Here is a 16,595-nt window from a genome sequence, read left to right as displayed (position 1 = left end):
CATCCGTCGAACAGGGTCGAGCCTAGTGGAGCGACCCCTCACATTCTGTCGGCGACCGCCTGTGCAGCCCCTGTATGGCGCGCCGCGGTCGGCTCGCTGCGGGGCGTCAGAGGCGGCGCAGCACGTCGGCCACGCCACCCAGATGCACGGATGCCGTCACCTCGCCGGCCTCGCGCAGCACCTCGTCGGGACCCTGACCCATCGCGATCGCGCGTCCGCCGTGAGCCTGTGCCCACCGGAACATGCCGACGTCGTTGCGTCCGTCCCCCATGACGAGCACGTGGTCCGGATCGACGTCGAGCCAGCCGCGCACGAGCTCGAGTGCGGTGGACTTGTCGACGCCGTGCGGGGCGATGTCGAGCCACGCCGACCAGCCGACGGCGTACGAGACCTTGTTCAGTCCGATGCGGCCGACCAGGTCGACGAAGTCGTCGTCGGTCTCGTCGGGCGAGACCACGACGACGCGGCACACCGGCTGGGCCGACAGCTCCGCGAACGAGACGCGGGCAGCCCGATTGAGGTTCCAGTCGTCCATGTGCTCGGTGTACAGGCGCCGGCCGTCGGCGAGTTCGACCATGTACTTCGCGTGCGGCAGATGCTCGCGCAGCAGGTGCAGCACCTCGGTCGGGTCGAACGTCTCGACGTGGAACCGCTCGTACTGGGTCTCGTCGGCGAGGTCGCCGCCGATGCGCTTCATGACGACGGCACCGTTGGAGCACACCACGTACTCGGGGGCCAGGGTCAGCACGTGCAGGATGCCGCGGGTCCCTTCCCACGAACGCCCGGTGGCGAGCATCACCTCGTGACCGGCGCGGTGGGCGTGGGCGACGGCCTCGAGGATGCCGGGGCTCAGCGTCTCGTCTTCGAGCAGCACGGTGCCGTCGACGTCGAGCGCGATCAGCAGGCGCGAGGTCGCGACCGCCGGGTTCTCGGTGTCGTCGGCGATCTCCTCGACGATCTCGGCGGCCTTCGTGGGACGCACGATCTCGACGGAGCCGGTGGCCGGCAGGTGGGCGTCGCTCACGCGATCGGCTCCATCACCTCGAGCCCGCCGAGGTAGGGCCGCAGCACCTCGGGCACGAGCACGGAGCCGTCGGCGCGCTGGTGGGTCTCGAGCAGCGCGACGATCCACCGGGTCGTGGCGAGCGTGCCGTTGAGGGTCGCCACCGGCGCCGTGCGACCCGCGCCACCGCCGTCGACCGGCGGACGGTGACGGATGTCGAGCCGTCGCGCCTGGTAGGTCGTGCAGTTGGAGGTGCTGGTGAGCTCGCGGTACGCGTCCTGGGTGGGCACCCACGCCTCGACGTCGTACTTGCGGGCGGCACTGGAGCCGAGGTCGCCGGCGGCGACGTCGATCACGCGGTAGCTGAGACCGAGATCCTGCAGCATCCGCTCCTGCATCTCGACGAGGCGCAGGTGCTCGGCCTCGGCATCCTCGGGGGTCGTGTAGACGAACATCTCGAGCTTGTTGAACTGGTGCACGCGGATGATGCCGCGCGTGTCCTTGCCGTACGAGCCGGCCTCGCGCCGGTAGCACGTCGACCATCCTGCGTAACGCTTGGCGCCCGCGGTGAGGTCGAGGATCTCGTCCATGTGGTAGCCGGCCAGGGGCACTTCGCTCGTGCCCACCAGATACAGGTCGTCGGCGGGCAGGTGGTACACCTCGTCGGCGTGCTGGCCGAGGAAGCCGGTGCCGCGCATCACCTCGGGACGCACGAGCGTCGGCGGGATCATCGGGATGAACCCGGCGTCGAGTGCGCGCTGGAGGGCGAGCGACATGATCGCGTACTCCAGGCGCGCGCCGATGCCGGTGAGGAAGTAGAAGCGCGAACCCGACACCTTCGTGCCGCGCTCCATGTCGATCGCGCCGAGCTTCTCGCCGAGGGCGAGGTGATCCAGCGGCGCGAAGTCGAACGCGGGCACGTCGCCGTGGGTGCGCAGCGTGACGAAGGCGTCCTCACCGCCGGCGGGCACGCCGTCGAGCACGATGTTCTCGATGCGGGCCAGCGCGGCAGCGGCGTCCTCCTCGGCGGCGGTGACGGCCAGCTGCGCCGCCTTGACGTCGTCGCTGAGCTGCTTGGCCTGCGCGACGAGCGCCGCCTTCTCCTCCTTGGGCGCCTTCGCGACGGTCTTGCCGTGCGCGTTCTGCGCGGCGCGGAGCTCCTCGAACCGCGTGATCGCGGCGCGGCGGGCACGGTCGGCCTCGATCGCGGCATCCACCGTCTCGGGCGACTCCCCGCGGGCCTCCTGCGAGCGCTTGACGAGGTCCGGGTCATCACGGAGCAGAGCGATGTCGATCACCCCCACAGCCTACTTGGGGCACCACAACGCGGCGGCAGCGGGCGGACGGGGCCTACTCTGTGTCCATGGCGCCCTCCGCTGATGCTTCCCGTGACTCCGACGCGCCCGATCCCGTCGAGGCCGCCGCACCCGACGACACGATCCGTGAACCCGAGGATGTGGCTCCCGACACCGCCGACGGCGAGACCGGCGAGGCCCGTCGCGTCGACGCGGCGGGTCGCACCGAGAGCTTCCCTCATTCCGATGGACCCCGCAGTCCCGTCGCCGCCCTCGTCTACAACCCCATCAAAGTCGATGCCGACGAGCTGCGCGCCGCAGTCGAGGCTCAGGCGAAGGAGCACGGCTGGGGCGACCCCCTCTTCTACGAGACGACGGTCGACGACCTCGGTGACGACGTCACCCGGCAGGCGCTCGCAGAAGGCGTCGACGTCGTGCTCGTCGCCGGCGGCGACGGCACGGTGCGCGCGGTGAGTGAGGCGATGGCCGGTAGCGACGTGCCGCTGACGATCGTGCCGAGCGGCACCGGTAACCTCCTCGCGCGCAATCTGCGCCTCCCCCTCACCGATGCCGACGCGATGGTCGCCACCGCCTTCGACGGCGACCGTCTGCGCATCGACGTCGGGTTCGCCGAGATCTCCCGCGCCGACGGAGAGCGCGACGAGCACGCGTTCGTCGTCATGGGCGGCATGGGGCTGGATGCCGCGATGATCGCGAACACGAGCGGAGACCTGAAGAAGAAGGTCGGCTGGGTCGCCTACGTCGACGGCGCCGCCCGCTCCCTCGTCGGCGCGAAGCCGTTCTCGGTGATGTACGAGGTGTCCGGACACAAGACGCACCGCACGCACGCGCAGAGCGTGCTGTTCGCCAACTGCGGGTCGCTGCCGGCCGGGCTCGAGCTCATCCCCGAGGCGTCCGTCACCGACGGCGAGTTCGACGTCGTGGTCGTGCAGCCGAAGGGCCCGTTCGGCTGGATGCTGGTGTGGCGCCGCGTGGCCTGGGACAACAGCGTGCTGCGCAAGTTCCGTGCCGGCCGACGGGCTCTGCGTCTGCGCACCAAGGACAACGCGGTGCGCTACACGCGCGGCACGAAACTCGCGATCGCGGTGAGCGACGCACAGCACGTGCAGCTCGACGGCGATGAGTTCGGCGAGGCGACCGGCGTGCTGGCTCGCGTCGAGCCCGGCGCGCTGGTGCTCACCATTCCGCACGGCCACAGCATCGTGCCGCCCGCACCGGCCGACTGACCCGCACCGCCCGGTCGCCGCCCCGTGGATGTCAAGGGGCATGCCCGGTCACGGGCGGGGGGTCAGGATGGGGAGATGCCGTCCCCCTCGCTCGTCTGGTTCCGCGACGATCTGCGACTGGCCGACCACCCCGCCCTGCGCGCCGCCGCCGACCGGGATGAGCCCGTGATCGGGGTGTACCTTCTCGACGAGGTCTCCCCGGGGGTGCGGGCGCTCGGCGGCGCCGCCCGATGGTGGCTGCACCACTCCCTGGCCTCGCTCCGCGACCGCCTCACCGACAGGGGCTCGACGCTCGTGCTGCGCCGGGGTGCCGCATCCGACGTGCTGCCGGCACTCGTGGCGGAGACCGGCGCGGGGGCGGTGTTCTGGAACCGTCGCTACGGCGGGGCGGAGCGCAAGATCGACGCCGCCCTGAAGGCCGCGCTGCGCGAGGACGGCATCGAGGTGCGCTCGTTCGGCGCCAGCCTGCTGTTCGAGCCGTGGACGGTGCGCACGGGCGCCGGCACGCCGTACTCGGTGTTCACGCCGTTCTGGAAGGCGTGCCTCGACGTGCCTGCGCCGCGCGCGCCGCTGCCCGAGCCGCGCGCGCTCGCCGGGCCGAGCACGCATCCGGCATCCGACGCGCTCGAGGACTGGGGGCTGCTGCCGACCGATCCGGACTGGGCCGGCGGGCTGCGCGAGCGGTGGGAGCCCGGTGAGCCCGCCGCGCGGGCGCGGTTGCGGGAGTTCCTGGACGACGACCTCGGCGACTACGACCGCGCCCGCGACGAACCCGCCGCCGGCGCCACCTCGCTGCTGTCGCCCCGCCTGCGCTGGGGGGAGCTCAGCCCGCACACCGTGTGGAGCGAGACCCTCGAGGCGGCCGGTACGGGCCGGCACGCGGCATCCGCCCACCGGTTCCTGTCGGAGCTGGGCTGGCGCGAGTTCGCGTGGCACACGCTGTTCCACTTCCCCGAGCTCGCGACGCGCAACTGGCGCGCCGCGTTCGACGCGTTCCCGTGGCCGCGGCTGCAGCCGTCGCACCTGCGGGCGTGGCAGCAGGGGCGCACCGGCGTGCCCATGGTGGATGCCGGCATGCGCGAGCTGTGGCGCACGGGGTACATGCACAACCGGGTGCGGATGGTGACGGCATCCTTCCTCACGAAGAACCTGCTCATCGACTGGCGGCGCGGCGAGCAGTGGTTCTGGGACACCCTCGTCGACGCGGATGCCGCCAACAACCCGTTCAACTGGCAGTGGGCGGCCGGATCGGGGGCGGATGCGGCACCGTACTTCCGCATCTTCAACCCGCAGCGGCAGGCCGAGCGCTTCGATCCGCACGGCGAGTACGTCGGCCGGTGGGCCCCCGACTCGGCCGAACGGGAGCCGATCGTCGACCTCGCCGACAGTCGGCGCGCCGCGCTCGACGCCTACGACGCGATGAAGCGGGCGCGCTGACACCGGGTCCCCTGCGCCGCCGCATCACCCAGCCGGACGGAATGCGCGATGCGGCGGGGACGTTGGGCCCGGTGATGAGCTCCTCCCCCGCCCTCTCCGTCCTCGATCTCGTGCCCGTGCGCACCGGCCAGTCCAGCGCCGACGCGGTGACCGCCTCGCTCGGCCTCGCCGCCCGCGCCGACGAACTCGGCTACCGCCGCTACTGGTTCGCCGAGCACCACAACATGCCAGCCGTCGCCTCCACGACGCCGCCGGTGCTCGTCGCCGCCGCAGCCGGGCGCACCACCCGCATCCGACTCGGCTCCGGCGGAGTGATGCTGCCCAACCACTCGCCGCTCGTCATCGCCGAGCAGTTCGCGGCGCTCGAGGCGATCGCGCCCGGACGCATCGACCTCGGGCTCGGGCGCGCGCCGGGCAGCGACCCGGTGATCACACAGCTGCTGCGCCAGTCGGGGACCACGAGCGACGTCGAGCGGTTCCCCGACCACGTGCGCGACATCGCCTCGCTCGTGCACCCCGACGGCGCGACCGTGCGTTTCACCTCGGGCGGCACCTACGACGTGCACGCGACCCCGTCGGCGACCACCGTGCCCGAGGTGTGGCTCCTCGGCTCGAGCGACTACTCGGCCCAGCTCGCCGCCGCGATGGGGCTGCCGTACGTGTTCGCCAACCATTTCTCGGGCGAAGGCCTGGAGCGGGCCCTCGACCTGTACCGGCAGGGCTTCCAGCCCTCGGAGCGGCTCGCCGCGCCGCGCACGTTCCTCACCGCGAACGCGGTCGTCGCCCCCACCCTCGCAGAAGCGGAGGCGCGGATGCTGCCGCAGGCGCGCATGATGGCGCGGCTACGCGGCGGGCGACCGTTGGTGGCGCTCGAGACGGTCGAGGAGGCCGCCGCCGCCGAGGCCTCCGACGCGCTCGCGACGCCGCTGCTGGGCGCGATGCGCAACCGCTGGTTCGTCGGCGAGCCCGCCGACGTGCGCGAACGACTGGGCGCGTTCGCGCAGCGCCACGGCGTCGACGAGGTCATGATCTCGCCGGTCGCCGCGCCGTACGACGCGGAGCCGCAGGACACCGCATCCGGCCGCCTGCAGACGCTGGAGCTGCTCGCGGGCTGACCCGCGTCCGGTCCGGTCAGGGGCGTTCGGCGTTCACAACTCCGGAGATCCGGCGGCGTCGGGCTGCGGCATCCGCGGATTCTCGCGGGCGCCGGCTGACGCGTTGCGCGATACTCCGGAGTTGCGAACAGCAGAGGTTCTGAACAGCAGAGCGACCCGAGGGGCTGGGCGCCGCGATCGGGGACTTTGGTCCCTGTCGGGACGCGCACGGCCTTACGAGAGTGATTTGGTCCGACCACACACGCGGGTCGCGGACGCCGTCGACCCGCCCACCGAACGGCGTCCGTCATCCTTCTCGCATCCGCACTCATCCCGCTCGCCCTCCTCGTCGGCACGACCGCCGGCAGCGACACCGCAGAGGCGCCGCCGGCCCACCTACGACGGCGCGCGGAAGCGTTCGGTGCCGTTCGAGATCGCCCGCACCGAGGCCCGACACGTGAGCGCGACGCTCGCGCCCGCGACACCCCAGACGCCGCCGCCGAACACCTCCCCGGCCACGTCGTCGGCACGGCGGATCGTGGAGTTCCCCGCGCGGGAGCCGATCGCCCGCCCCGACATCGCGCAGTCCCCGGCCCAGTCGGCGCAGGGCGCCGCTCCGGCCGACTGCCGGCTGAACACGCAGTCGTTGGCGCCCGCGGCGACAGCAGCGGCACTGGTCGCCGCTGTCGCCGCGGCCTGTTGTTCACGTCCCGGCGTCGGGCGCGCGCCGCTTCCTGAGCCGGTCCGGCGCACCGCGGCTTCCGGGCGCCCCGCATCCCGGAGGGCGCCGACTCGGGCCGGACCCGCGGATCAGGCCTCGGGCTCTCCGGAGATGAGACCGCGCAGCCAGTCGCGGGCCTCGACGAACACGTCGTCGGAGTAGCGCTCCGGATAGTGCACGATCGCGCGGTCGGCGCGGGGGTACGACCCCAGGAAGATCACCTTCGGGCTGAAGCGGCGCAGGCCCAGCAGCGCGTCGGCCATCCGCTCGTCCTGGATGTGCCCGTCGGCGTCGATGACGAACCGGTACCGGCCGAGGGCGTCGCCGATCGGACGGGACTCGATGAGCGACAGGTTGATGCCGCGGGTCGAGAACTGCTCGAGCAGCTCGAGCAGCGCGCCGGGGTGGTCGTCGGGCAACTCGGCGATGAGCGAGGTCTTGTCGGCGCCGGTGGGTGCGGGCGGGGCGACGGTGCGCGCCACGAGCACGAACCGCGTGACGGCGTTGGCGTTGTCGCCGATCCCCGAGGCCAGCAGCTCGAGGTCGTAGTGCTCCAAGATGCCGGGTGGCGAGATGGCGGCGTCGGCATCGCTCACGCCGTCGACGATCCCCACCGCGGATGCCACGTTCGACGCCGCCGGAAGGTGGGCGTGCTCGGGCAGGTGGGCCGACAGCCACTGCAGGCACTGCGCGTACGCGACGGGGTGCGCGGCGATGAGCGAGACGTCCTCGAGACGCACACCCGGGCGGGCGACCAGCACGAAGTTCACCGGCACGAGGTACTCGCCGACGATCCGCAGTCCCGGCATCGTGGCGAGCGCGTCCTGCGCCGTGGACACCCCGCCGTCGATCGAGTTCTCGATCGCGATCATCGCGGCATCCGAGCGACCTTCGACCACGTCGGTGAGCGCCTCGGCGACGTTGCGGACGGGACGCCAGATCTGGTCGCGCGCTTCGGGGACCTGCCCGAGCGCGGCCTCGGTGAAGGTGCCGGCGGGGCCGAGATAGGAGTAGGTGCGTCGGGTCGGGATGCCGGTCGCGTCTGTGCTCACGGGGACCCAGCCTAGGCCACCTCCGGTTGCGGCAGCCGGGATGGGCGACCCGCGCGCACACGGTCGGGCGGGCGCTGCGGGCGCCCGTACTGTGGAGGCATGACCCGCCGTTCCGTCACGCCCGTCCTCGCCCTCGCGGCCTCCGCGCTGCTCGCTCTGGGCCTGGCCGCGTGCGCACCGGAAGTCGCCGCGCCCGACGCGTCGGCGAGCCCGACCCGCTCGCCCCTCCCGGGGTCGACACCGAGTCCGACGCCGACGCCCACGCCGACCAGTGACGCGGAACTGCTCGGACCGGACTGCCTCGTCGGGGACTGGACGATGGACCAGGCGGGCCTCGACCAGTTCTACGTGGGTATCAACGCGGCCACAGCCGGCTCGGGCATCGGCCTCACCCCGAAGGGGACGGCCACCCTCATGATGGGCTCGGACGGCACCTACGCCTGGGCGCCCTCGGCCGAGATCACCGCGCAGGCGGGAGGCACGGCGATCGTCGTCACCCTCGGCGGCAGCGTCGACGGCACCTACACCGCGACCGACGATCGCGTCACCGCCGCGACCACCTCGACCGACGCCCTGCAGATCAGCGCGACGCTCGACGGCTCCCCGACCGATGCGAGCGCCGTCGCCGAGCAGATCTCGACCGCTCCGGTCGCCGACGCCGGTTACGCCTGCACGGCCGACACCCTGACGCTCACGAGCACGGTCGCCGGCGGCACGGCCACCGCGGTGCTGCACCGGGGCTGAGCCGGAATTTCCGGCATCCGTCCAGCTCCCCGACACCCGCCCGCCCCGTAGGCCGGCATCCGCCCGCGCGTCAGGTCTCGACGAGGTCGATCCGCATCGTGTACTCCCCGTCGGGCAGACGCCACCGCACGCCGTCCAGGTGCCGGAGGGATGCTGCGCTCGCCTCGACGAGGTGGTCGGCGACGAGCGTGCCGTCGGCGCGGGACAGCAATGCGCGGCATTGCCGCGTCGGTTCGACCACCGCGCGTGAGGCCGCCGCGCGGACCGCACCCGAATTGTCGATGCGCACCTCGTGGGTACGGGTCGCGGTGCCCCCGCCGGCGGCGACCACGGCCACGTGCACCTCGTAGACCCCGTCGGCGAAGCGCGTCGTGTCGACGCTCATGTGCGGCGTGCGCCCGTGGATCTGCGCGCCGACCTCCATCGTCGCGTCCGTGCACCACCGCCCGTCGCGGCGCAGCTCGATAGCGGTGCGGGTCTCGGTGGGCGCATCGACGATCGCGCGCACAGCCACCTCCCCGCGCAGCACGGCACCGGGTCGGGGCTCGACCGACAGGAGCGTCGGCATCGCGATGTGGTCCCACGTCGCGACAGCCCGATGCGCGGCGGCGCGATCGTCGGCGTCGGCAGCGAGTGCGGGCGAATCGAGCATCGCGCCGCTGAGCACCGCCGCGGGCAGCGCCGCGGCGGTGAGTGCGCGAAGACTCTGTGCCATCACCCCTCCTGTGGTCTGACCATATTGTGACAGGGCGTGGCTGCGACGACCTGTGGCGTCGCCGGGAATTCGGGGCGGGGGGCCGTGACAAATCCGTACGGGCGGCGGATGGTCCGCGGATGCCGTCCCCGCACGTGCTCGGATCGGCTGCGAGTGCCAGACTGGGCACATGAGCCGCGCAGGACAGCCCGCCGAAGCATCCGACCTCATCGACATCGACGAGCTGATCGCCGCGTACTACGACCGCAGACCCGATCCGGCCGTCGCCGCCCAGCGGGTCGCGTTCGGCACGAGCGGCCACCGCGGCTCGTCGCTGTCGTCGAGCTTCAACGAAGACCACATCCTCGCCACGACGCAGGCGATCGTCGACTACCGCGCCGCGCAGGGCATCGCCGGGCCGCTGTTCCTCGGGCGCGACACCCACGGGCTCTCGCGCCCCGCCGAGCGCAGCGCCATCGAGGTGCTCGTCGCGAACGGGATCGATGTACGCGCCGACTCCCGTGACTCGTGGGTGCCGACGCCGGCACTCAGCCACGCGATCCTCACCTACAACCGCGGGCGCGCGCTCGACGACCCGGGCCGGGCCGACGGCATCGTCGTCACCCCGTCGCACAACCCGCCGCGCGACGGCGGCTTCAAGTACAACCCGCCGCACGGCGGCCCCGCCGACACCGACGCGACCGGGTGGATCGCCGATCGCGCGAACGCGCTGATCGAGGCGGGCCTGGCGGGTGTGCAGCGCACTCGTTTCGCCGACATCGGCGAGGGCCGCGTCGGCGGCTACGACTTCCGCGAGCACTACGTCGCCGACCTCGAGAACATCATCGACGTCGCCGCGATCCGCAAGGCCGGCGTGCGGATCGGCGCAGACCCGCTGGGTGGGGCATCCGTCGAATACTGGGCGCTCATCGCCGAGAAGTACGGGCTCGACCTCACGGTCGTGAACCCCGAGGTCGACCCGACCTGGCGGTTCATGACGCTCGACTGGGACGAGAAGATCCGCATGGATCCGAGCTCGCCGTCGGCGATGGCCGCCCTCGTCGCCCGCCGCCACGAGTACGACATCCTCACCGGCAACGACGCGGATGCCGACCGTCACGGCATCGTGACCCCCGACGCGGGGCTCATGAACCCGAACCACTACCTCGCCGTCGCGATCGACTACCTGTACGCGCACCGGCCGAATTGGCGGGCGGATGCGGCCGTCGGCAAGACGCTGGTCTCGTCGATGATCATCGACCGTGTCGTCGAGGCCCTCGGCCGGCGGCTCGTGGAGGTGCCGGTCGGGTTCAAGTGGTTCGTCCCGGGCCTCATCGACGGGTCGGTCGCCTTCGGCGGCGAGGAGTCGGCGGGCGCGTCGTTCCTCCGACTGGACGGCACGGTGTGGACCACCGACAAGGACGGCATCCTGCTGTGCCTGCTGGCCTCCGAGATCCTGGCCGTGACCGGCAAGACGCCCTCGGTGCGGTACGCGGAGCTCGAGAAGGAGTACGGGTCGTCGGCGTATCAGCGGGTGGACGCGCCGGCGACGCCGGAGCAGAAGGCGACGCTGGCGAAGCTGTCGCCCGACTCGGTGGCGGCGACCGAGCTCGCCGGCGAGCCGATCACCGCGAAGCTCTCGCACGCACCCGGCAACGGGGCGGCGATCGGCGGCCTCAAGGTGCAGACCGAGCACGCGTGGTTCGCCGCCCGTCCGTCGGGCACCGAAGACGTGTACAAGCTCTACGCCGAGTCGCTGCGCGGCGCGGAGCACCTCGCCGAGGTGCAGGCCGAGGCCCGTGCCGTGGTCGCGGCCGCCCTCGGGGCCTGACGGCCGGGCGGACGGGCGCCGGTGACCGTGTCGGGTGTGCGGGCGGCGTCCCCGGTTCGCTTCTCAGGACGATCCGGAGGGGGCCGTGCGGTTCGCGGCGCGGTGACGGGGCGGCTGCGGCATCCGTCGACCATCCGTCCTGAGAAGTGCGCAGGCTGGGCGGCGACATGACCCGGCGAGCGCTGATCGCCTCGGGCGCAGGCCGATACGGCGACCCGTGGCATCCGTTCGCCGAGACGAGCGCGCTGCTGGCGGAGGTGCTGACGGATGCCGGATTCGCCGTCGTCGTCGACTCCGACGTCGATGGCGCGCTGACCCGCCTCGAGGGCGTCGACCTGCTCGTCGTGAACGCCGGGGATCCGTGGCGCGACGGGGCGGCCTTCGGGGCGCCGGTGGCCGCCGTCGCCGGGTTGACGGCGGCGTTGGGTCGGGGCATGGGGGTGCTCGCCGTGCACAGCGCGGTGTCGTCGCTGCGCGACCATCCGCTGTGGGCTGCGGCGATCGGCGCGGTCTGGCTGCCGGGGGTGTCGATGCATCCGGAGATCGGGCGCGCCCGCATCACCGGTGGTGCTTCCGCCGGGTCGGTGGGTTCCGGCTGTGGTGCGCCGTTCGCAGTCGAGGACTTCGAGGTGTTCGACGAACGGTACTGCCGACTGCAGCGGATCGGCGACAGCACGATCGTCGCGACCCACGTCGGCGCGGCTCCGGGCGACGTCGAGCCGACCGCGTGGGTCCGCGAGGTCGGCGCCGCGCGCGTCGCGGTGTCGGTGCTGGGGCACGACGCGCGGGCGTATGAATCCCCCGGTCATCGCGCGCTGCTGCGGACTCTCGCCCTCTGGGCCGCGCGGGCCTGAGGCGCGGGCGGGTCACGCCGAACCCTCGGTCTCCGGCCGAACCCTCGCCTCCGGGGCAGCCTGAAACGAAGGGTTCGGCCCGGGACCGAGGGTTCGGCGGAAGGGTCGAGCCTCAGTCGGTGGGGACGGAGCGGCGCAGGGCGACGCCGGCGGCGTGCAGCCAATGGGCGGGGGCGCCGAACGAGGCGGTGGGACTGCCGGCGAGCGCGGTGAGCGAGACGGATGCCGCGAACGCCGACGTGTCGGCATCCGGCGCGATCCGTCCGGCCACGAGCGCGACCGGCACGTCCGCCGCCGCCGCGGCGCGCTGCACGAACGCGGGGACCTTGCCGGCGGCGGACTGCCCGTCGAACGAGCCCTCCCCGGTGACCACGAGGGACGCTCCGTCGATCGCGCGGGCGAGGTCGACGAGCGACGCGACTTCGGCGGCGCCGGGCACGAGTCGCGCGCCCCAGGCGAGCAACCCGAAGCCGGTGCCGCCGGCGGCGCCGGCACCCGCGGTGTCTGCCCACGAGAGAGGGCGGCGTCGATCAGCGGCAGGTTGCCGCTCGTCGCCCGGAGACCCCGCCGACGCGGCGGTGACGAGGTCGGCCAGGCGCGCGAGCGCGGCGTCGGCGCGGGCGACGCCGGCGGCGTCGAGTCCCTTCTGAGGCCCGAACACGGCGGCGGCTCCCGCCGGTCCGAGGAGCGGGTTCGTGACGTCGGTCAGCACGACCGCGCCGCCCGCAGGGAGCGGGAGCAGCCCGGACAGGTCGACCGCGGCGAGAGTGCGCAGACCCTTGGCACCGCGCGCGATGTCGGCGCCGGCGGCATCCGTGAACCGGGCGCCGAGGGCGCGCAGCATGCCGACGCCACCGTCGGTCGAGGCGCTCGAGCCGATGCCGAGCACGATCCGGGCGATGCCGTGGCCGAGCGCGGCGGCGATGGCCTGACCGAAGCCCGTCGTGTCGGCGTCCTCGCCGCGGAGGGCCGCGGCATCCGCCCCGCCGCCGAGCAGTTCGATCCCGCTCGTCGAGGCGAGTTCGACGACCCCGGTACCGTCGGGGAGGAGCAGCCACGACGCGGCGACGGGATCGCCGGCGGGGCCCGTGACCCGCACCGGCATGCGCCGCGCGCCGGGCACGGCGGCCTCGAACGCGTCGAGCGTGCCCTCGCCGCCGTCGGCCATGGGCCGCAGCACGACCTCGACGTCAGCGGCGGAAGCGGCGGCATCCGCCGTCAGTCCGGCGGCGAGCGCGCGGGCGGCTTCGGCCGCCGTGATCGAACCCTTGAAGCTGTCGAGGGCGACGACGATGCGGGTCATGCGGCGCCCCACCGTGCGCACAACTCCGGAAGATCCGCGCTCGAACGCCGCGACACCCCCGGAATTCCGCGGATGCGGGAGGCACCTGCGCCCGTCGGTCCGGAGTTGTGAACGGCCGCGGCCGCGGCGAGCGCCGACGCGCGGCTCACGGCCGCGGCGGCGTGCTGGCGCGCAGCACGACTTCGAGCGCGGGCGGAACGGGAGCGTCGTCGGCGTCGACGGCGGCGCGTAGCGCGGCGTACCCGATCGCCTCCAGCGGGACGCGCACCGTCGTGAGGGCGGGCGTGACGTCGCGGCTCGTGGGGATGTCGTCGAACCCGCACAGGGCGATGTCGGCGCCGATGTCGCGCCCCGCGGCGCGGACGGCGCCCATCGCCCCGATCGCGACGACGTCACTGATGCCGAAGACGACGGTTCCGGGGGCGACCCCGTCCGCGAGTGCCTCGGCCATCGCCGCGGCACCCGCCTCGCGGGTGAATCCGCCGCGCACGACGCGCGGGTCGGCTCCGCCGGCGGCGACGAACCCGGCGGTGAACCCGGCGACGCGGTCGTCGCTCGTGACGACGCCCTCGGCCGCCGCGAGCACGACGGCCTTGCGGTATCCGGCATCCGCGAGCGCACGGCCGAGCGCCTCGGCGCCGCCGCGGTTGTCGAGGGCGATGCCGCGCACCGCCCCGGCCCCGGCGCCGAGGGCGACGACGCGCCCGCCGGCCGATGCGATCAGGTCGAGTTCGCGCGCGAGGTCGGCGGGGAACTCGGCGGATGTGCGAGAGGCGGCGAGGATGACACCGCGCGGACGCTGACCGCGCAGCGCGCGCACGAGTCGCAGCTCGCGGTCGGGGTCGCGGTCGGTCGTGGCGATCGTGACGACCAGACCTGCCTCGTCGGCGCCGCGCGCGACGCCGGCGGCGAGCTCGCCGAAATAGGGGTCGGCGATGTCGGCGACCAGCAGCGCGACGACCGCCGACGTCCCCCGCGCGGTCGCCTGCGCCGACAGGTTGGCGGAGTAGCCGAGTTCGGCCGCCGCCTTCTCGACACGCACGCGGTAGGTCTCGGCGACGACGCGGGTCGATCCGTTCAGCACCCGCGACGCCGTCGCGAGCGAGACGCCGGCGGCGGCGGCGACGTCGTTGAGGGTCACGGACGCGGGGCGGGCAGCGGGAGCGGGGGTCACGACCGCGAGTCTAGGTCGCCGGACGGCGTTCACGACCGAGCCACGGGTCACGCCCGCCGCGCGCCCGCCGGCAGGTGGGGCGAGACGGATGCCGCGAACCCGGCGACGGCGACGGCGACGGCGACGGCGGGGTCGGTGGCCCAGATCTGCTCGTTGAAGATCTCGACCTCGATGTCACGGTCGTACCCGGTCGCGACGACCGCGTCGGTGAGCGAGGCGAAGTCGATGACGCCGTCGCCCGGGTAGTGCCGCGACAGCAGCACGTCGGCGGGCAGCGGGGTCTTCCAGTCGCACACCTGGTAGGTCGCGATCCGGCCTTCGGCCCCGGCGCGCGCGATCGAGGCGAGCACGTCGGGATCCCACCAGATGTGGAACGTGTCGACGGTCGCGGCCACGACGTCGGCCGGGAAGTCGGCGGCGATGTCGAGGGCCTGGCCGAGGGTCGACACGACGCACCGGTCGGACGCGTACATCGGATGCAGCGGCTCGATCGCGAGGGTCACCCCGGCGGCGACGGCATCCGGGGCCAGCTCGCCGATCGCGTCGCGCACGCGCTCGCGGGCGCCGACGAGATCGCGGGCCCCGGGCTCGCCGAGCGGCGGCAGCCCCCCGACGACGAGCACGAGGATCGCGGTCGATCCCGGAGCACCGGCGGCGGCGAGGGTCGCGGCCTCCTCGATCGCGACCCGGTTGTCGTCGATCGACGCGCGCCGCGCCGGGCCCTCCGGCATCGTGAAGAACCCGGAACGGCAGTGCGTCGTGAACCGCAGGCCCGAGTCGGTCAGCATCCGCGCCGCCGTGGCGAGACCGACCTCCTGCACCGGCTCGCGCCACAGCCCGATCGCCTGCACCCCGGCATCCGCCGTCACCCGCAGCGCGGTGGCGAGATCGGCGTGCTTGATCGTGGCCTGGTTGATCGACAGGCGGGGATCGGGGGCGTTCATGCGTCCACTCCGTTCAGGCGCAGCATCCCGTGCCAGCGTTCGGCCGCCAGGTCGGGTCGCTCGAGCGCCTTCGCGGTGTTGGCGAGGTCGACGATGCGCGACAGGTGCGGCAGGCTGCGCGCCGAGTGCAGGCCGCCGACCATCTGGAAGGCGGGCTGGTATCCGTTCAGCCAGGCGAGGAAGGCGACGCCGGCCTTGTAATAGAAGGTCGGCGCGGCGAACACCTGGCGGGAGAGCTCTTCGGTGGGCTCCAGGATCTCGAGGTAGCGCGCCGGGTCGCCGGCATCCAGCGCCTGGATGGCGGCGGAGGCGACCGGGGTGATCGCCGCGAAGGCGCCCAGCAGCGCGTCGGAGTGCTGCCGTGTGGCGCGCAGGTCGCGCTGCGGCTGCCGCGCGGCGGGCACGTCGGCGCCGCCGATGAGCCCGACGTAGTTGAAGTCGTCGCCCGTGAACATGCGCACCCCCTCCGGGAGGCGTTCGCGCACGGCCACCTCGGAGTCGGCGTCGAGCAGGCTCATCTTGACCCCGGCGACCTTGTCCGGGTTCTCGCGGATGATCTCCAGCAGCACGCCGGATGCGGTGGGCCAGTCGTCCGCTCCGAAGTAGCCCTGCAACTGCGGGTCGAACGCGGTGCCGAGCCAGTGCAGCACGACGGGCGTGGTCGCCGCGGCGAGCACCTCACGGTAGACCCGGCGGTAGTCCTCGGCGCCCCCTGCGGCGCGGGCGAGGTGCCGCGACGCCATGAGGACTGGCCCCGCGCCCTGCTCCTCGGTGAAATGCAGCTGGCTCTTGTAGGCGTCGATCACCTCGGCCAGCGTGATCCGCTCGGCCTCGATGTGGTCGGTGTTGACGCCGACGACGACCGAACCGCCCTCCTCGCGGGCGACCGCGGCCGAACGGGAGATCAGTTCGCGGGTCGCGGCGGCGTCGAGCCCCATGTTCCGCTGCGCGGTGTCCATCGCATCGGCCACGCCGAGCCCCCAGGAATACACGCCGCGGCGGAACGCGAGGGTGGCGTCCCAGTCGATCTCGGCGGGCCGGCCGGGGGTGTTGTCAGCGTGCGTCTTCGGGACGACGTGCGCGGCGGCGTACGCGACGCGGGAACGCAGGGGCCCCGTGGGACGGGTGTATTCGGAGGCGCCGGTGAGCGGTGTGCGCCGGAGCGCGCCGTCCGGGGAGAGCAGGGTGAGATCGGTCATGGC

General features: G+C 73.3%; 15 protein-coding genes. 6 read left to right on the top strand and 9 right to left on the bottom strand.

What is annotated here, in order from left to right; all coding sequences use genetic code 11:
- Positions 1-106: 106 nt before the first annotated feature.
- A complete protein-coding gene (locus C7474_RS02095; protein WP_121057197.1) occupies positions 107-1,024 on the bottom strand; it encodes an HAD family hydrolase in 918 nt (305 codons plus the stop codon).
- Positions 1,021-2,301, bottom strand: coding sequence for a serine--tRNA ligase (gene serS, locus C7474_RS02090; protein ID WP_121057195.1), 1,281 nt, complete (start codon positions 2,299-2,301; stop codon positions 1,021-1,023). The genes C7474_RS02095 and serS overlap by 4 nt, the downstream gene beginning before the upstream one ends.
- Before the next feature lie 65 nt (positions 2,302-2,366).
- On the opposite strand from serS, the gene C7474_RS02085 reads away from it, so the two are divergent.
- The 3 genes from C7474_RS02085 to C7474_RS02075 all read left to right on the top strand — a co-directional run bounded on the left by C7474_RS02085 (position 2,367) and on the right by C7474_RS02075 (position 6,097).
- On the top strand, positions 2,367-3,545 hold the full coding sequence (locus C7474_RS02085) for a diacylglycerol/lipid kinase family protein (protein WP_121057193.1): 1,179 nt from the start codon (positions 2,367-2,369) through the stop codon (positions 3,543-3,545).
- A gap of 75 nt (positions 3,546-3,620) precedes the next feature.
- Complete coding sequence (locus tag C7474_RS02080) at positions 3,621-4,982, top strand: cryptochrome/photolyase family protein (RefSeq protein ID WP_121057191.1); 1,362 nt, start codon at positions 3,621-3,623, stop codon at positions 4,980-4,982.
- Positions 4,983-5,056: 74 nt separating this feature from the next.
- Positions 5,057-6,097, top strand: a complete 1,041-nt coding sequence (locus C7474_RS02075) for an LLM class flavin-dependent oxidoreductase (RefSeq protein WP_199692343.1) — start codon at positions 5,057-5,059, stop codon at positions 6,095-6,097.
- A 375-nt stretch (positions 6,098-6,472) separates the two neighbouring features.
- Here C7474_RS02075 and C7474_RS02070 read toward each other — a convergent pair whose 3' ends face one another.
- Both C7474_RS02070 and pheA read right to left on the bottom strand, forming a co-directional pair.
- Positions 6,473-6,655 carry a hypothetical protein gene (locus C7474_RS02070; RefSeq protein ID WP_121057187.1) on the bottom strand — a complete coding sequence of 61 codons (183 nt, stop codon included), beginning with the start codon at positions 6,653-6,655 and terminating at the stop codon, positions 6,473-6,475.
- Positions 6,656-6,886: 231 nt separating this feature from the next.
- Positions 6,887-7,849: a prephenate dehydratase gene (gene pheA, locus C7474_RS02065; RefSeq protein ID WP_121057186.1), complete on the bottom strand. Its 963-nt coding sequence runs from the start codon at positions 7,847-7,849 to the stop codon at positions 6,887-6,889.
- Positions 7,850-7,948: 99 nt separating this feature from the next.
- Between pheA and C7474_RS02060 the strand changes: the two genes are divergently transcribed.
- The gene (locus C7474_RS02060) at positions 7,949-8,593 is read left to right on the top strand and encodes a hypothetical protein (protein WP_121057184.1); all 645 of its coding nucleotides are present in this window, start codon (positions 7,949-7,951) and stop codon (positions 8,591-8,593) included.
- A 70-nt stretch (positions 8,594-8,663) separates the two neighbouring features.
- Here C7474_RS02060 and C7474_RS02055 read toward each other — a convergent pair whose 3' ends face one another.
- On the bottom strand, positions 8,664-9,308 hold the full coding sequence (locus tag C7474_RS02055) for a hypothetical protein (RefSeq protein ID WP_121057182.1): 645 nt from the start codon (positions 9,306-9,308) through the stop codon (positions 8,664-8,666).
- A 169-nt stretch (positions 9,309-9,477) separates the two neighbouring features.
- Here C7474_RS02055 and pgm point away from each other — a divergent pair, with 169 nt between their 5' ends.
- Both pgm and C7474_RS02045 read left to right on the top strand, forming a co-directional pair.
- Positions 9,478-11,118: a phosphoglucomutase (alpha-D-glucose-1,6-bisphosphate-dependent) gene (gene pgm / locus C7474_RS02050; protein WP_121057180.1), complete on the top strand. Its 1,641-nt coding sequence runs from the start codon at positions 9,478-9,480 to the stop codon at positions 11,116-11,118.
- Between the two features lie 167 nt (positions 11,119-11,285).
- On the top strand, positions 11,286-11,972 hold the full coding sequence (locus C7474_RS02045; RefSeq protein ID WP_121057178.1) for a ThuA domain-containing protein: 687 nt from the start codon (positions 11,286-11,288) through the stop codon (positions 11,970-11,972).
- Between the two features lie 112 nt (positions 11,973-12,084).
- On the opposite strand, the gene C7474_RS02040 is transcribed toward C7474_RS02045, so the two are convergent.
- The 4 genes from C7474_RS02040 to C7474_RS02025 form a co-directional block, all read right to left on the bottom strand.
- A complete protein-coding gene (locus C7474_RS02040) occupies positions 12,085-13,275 on the bottom strand; it encodes a glycerate kinase (RefSeq protein ID WP_121057176.1) in 1,191 nt (396 codons plus the stop codon).
- A gap of 145 nt (positions 13,276-13,420) precedes the next feature.
- Positions 13,421-14,449: a LacI family DNA-binding transcriptional regulator gene (locus C7474_RS02035; protein ID WP_121057174.1), complete on the bottom strand. Its 1,029-nt coding sequence runs from the start codon at positions 14,447-14,449 to the stop codon at positions 13,421-13,423.
- Positions 14,450-14,496: 47 nt separating this feature from the next.
- Entirely contained in the window at positions 14,497-15,393 is an 897-nt protein-coding gene (locus tag C7474_RS02030; protein WP_121057172.1) for a sugar phosphate isomerase/epimerase family protein, read from the bottom strand.
- Positions 15,390-16,592 carry a dihydrodipicolinate synthase family protein gene (locus C7474_RS02025; protein ID WP_121057170.1) on the bottom strand — a complete coding sequence of 401 codons (1,203 nt, stop codon included), beginning with the start codon at positions 16,590-16,592 and terminating at the stop codon, positions 15,390-15,392. Before C7474_RS02025 ends, C7474_RS02030 begins: the two co-directional genes overlap by 4 nt.
- Positions 16,593-16,595 lie beyond the last annotated feature (3 nt).

This window comes from Microbacterium telephonicum (genome assembly GCF_003651225.1).
In the GTDB taxonomy this organism is placed as follows: domain Bacteria; phylum Actinomycetota; class Actinomycetes; order Actinomycetales; family Microbacteriaceae; genus Microbacterium; species Microbacterium telephonicum.
This window is presented reverse-complemented; position numbering and strand designations above follow the sequence as displayed.

What these genes read in the sequence shown, in the direction of transcription:
- C7474_RS02085 (WP_121057193.1), top strand. Translation starts at nt 2,367, where the DNA reads ATGGCGCCCTCCGCTGATGCTTCCCGTGACTCCGACGCGCCCGATCCC.
- C7474_RS02080 (WP_121057191.1), top strand. Translation starts at nt 3,621, where the DNA reads ATGCCGTCCCCCTCGCTCGTCTGGTTCCGCGACGATCTGCGACTGGCC.
- C7474_RS02075 (WP_199692343.1), top strand. Translation starts at nt 5,057, where the DNA reads ATGAGCTCCTCCCCCGCCCTCTCCGTCCTCGATCTCGTGCCCGTGCGC.
- C7474_RS02070 (WP_121057187.1), bottom strand. Translation starts at nt 6,655, where the DNA reads ATGTCGGGGCGGGCGATCGGCTCCCGCGCGGGGAACTCCACGATCCGC.
- C7474_RS02060 (WP_121057184.1), top strand. Translation starts at nt 7,949, where the DNA reads ATGACCCGCCGTTCCGTCACGCCCGTCCTCGCCCTCGCGGCCTCCGCG.
- C7474_RS02055 (WP_121057182.1), bottom strand. Translation starts at nt 9,308, where the DNA reads ATGGCACAGAGTCTTCGCGCACTCACCGCCGCGGCGCTGCCCGCGGCG.
- pgm (WP_121057180.1), top strand. Translation starts at nt 9,478, where the DNA reads ATGAGCCGCGCAGGACAGCCCGCCGAAGCATCCGACCTCATCGACATC.
- C7474_RS02045 (WP_121057178.1), top strand. Translation starts at nt 11,286, where the DNA reads ATGACCCGGCGAGCGCTGATCGCCTCGGGCGCAGGCCGATACGGCGAC.
- C7474_RS02040 (WP_121057176.1), bottom strand. Translation starts at nt 13,275, where the DNA reads ATGACCCGCATCGTCGTCGCCCTCGACAGCTTCAAGGGTTCGATCACG.
- C7474_RS02030 (WP_121057172.1), bottom strand. Translation starts at nt 15,393, where the DNA reads ATGAACGCCCCCGATCCCCGCCTGTCGATCAACCAGGCCACGATCAAG.
- C7474_RS02025 (WP_121057170.1), bottom strand. Translation starts at nt 16,592, where the DNA reads ATGACCGATCTCACCCTGCTCTCCCCGGACGGCGCGCTCCGGCGCACA.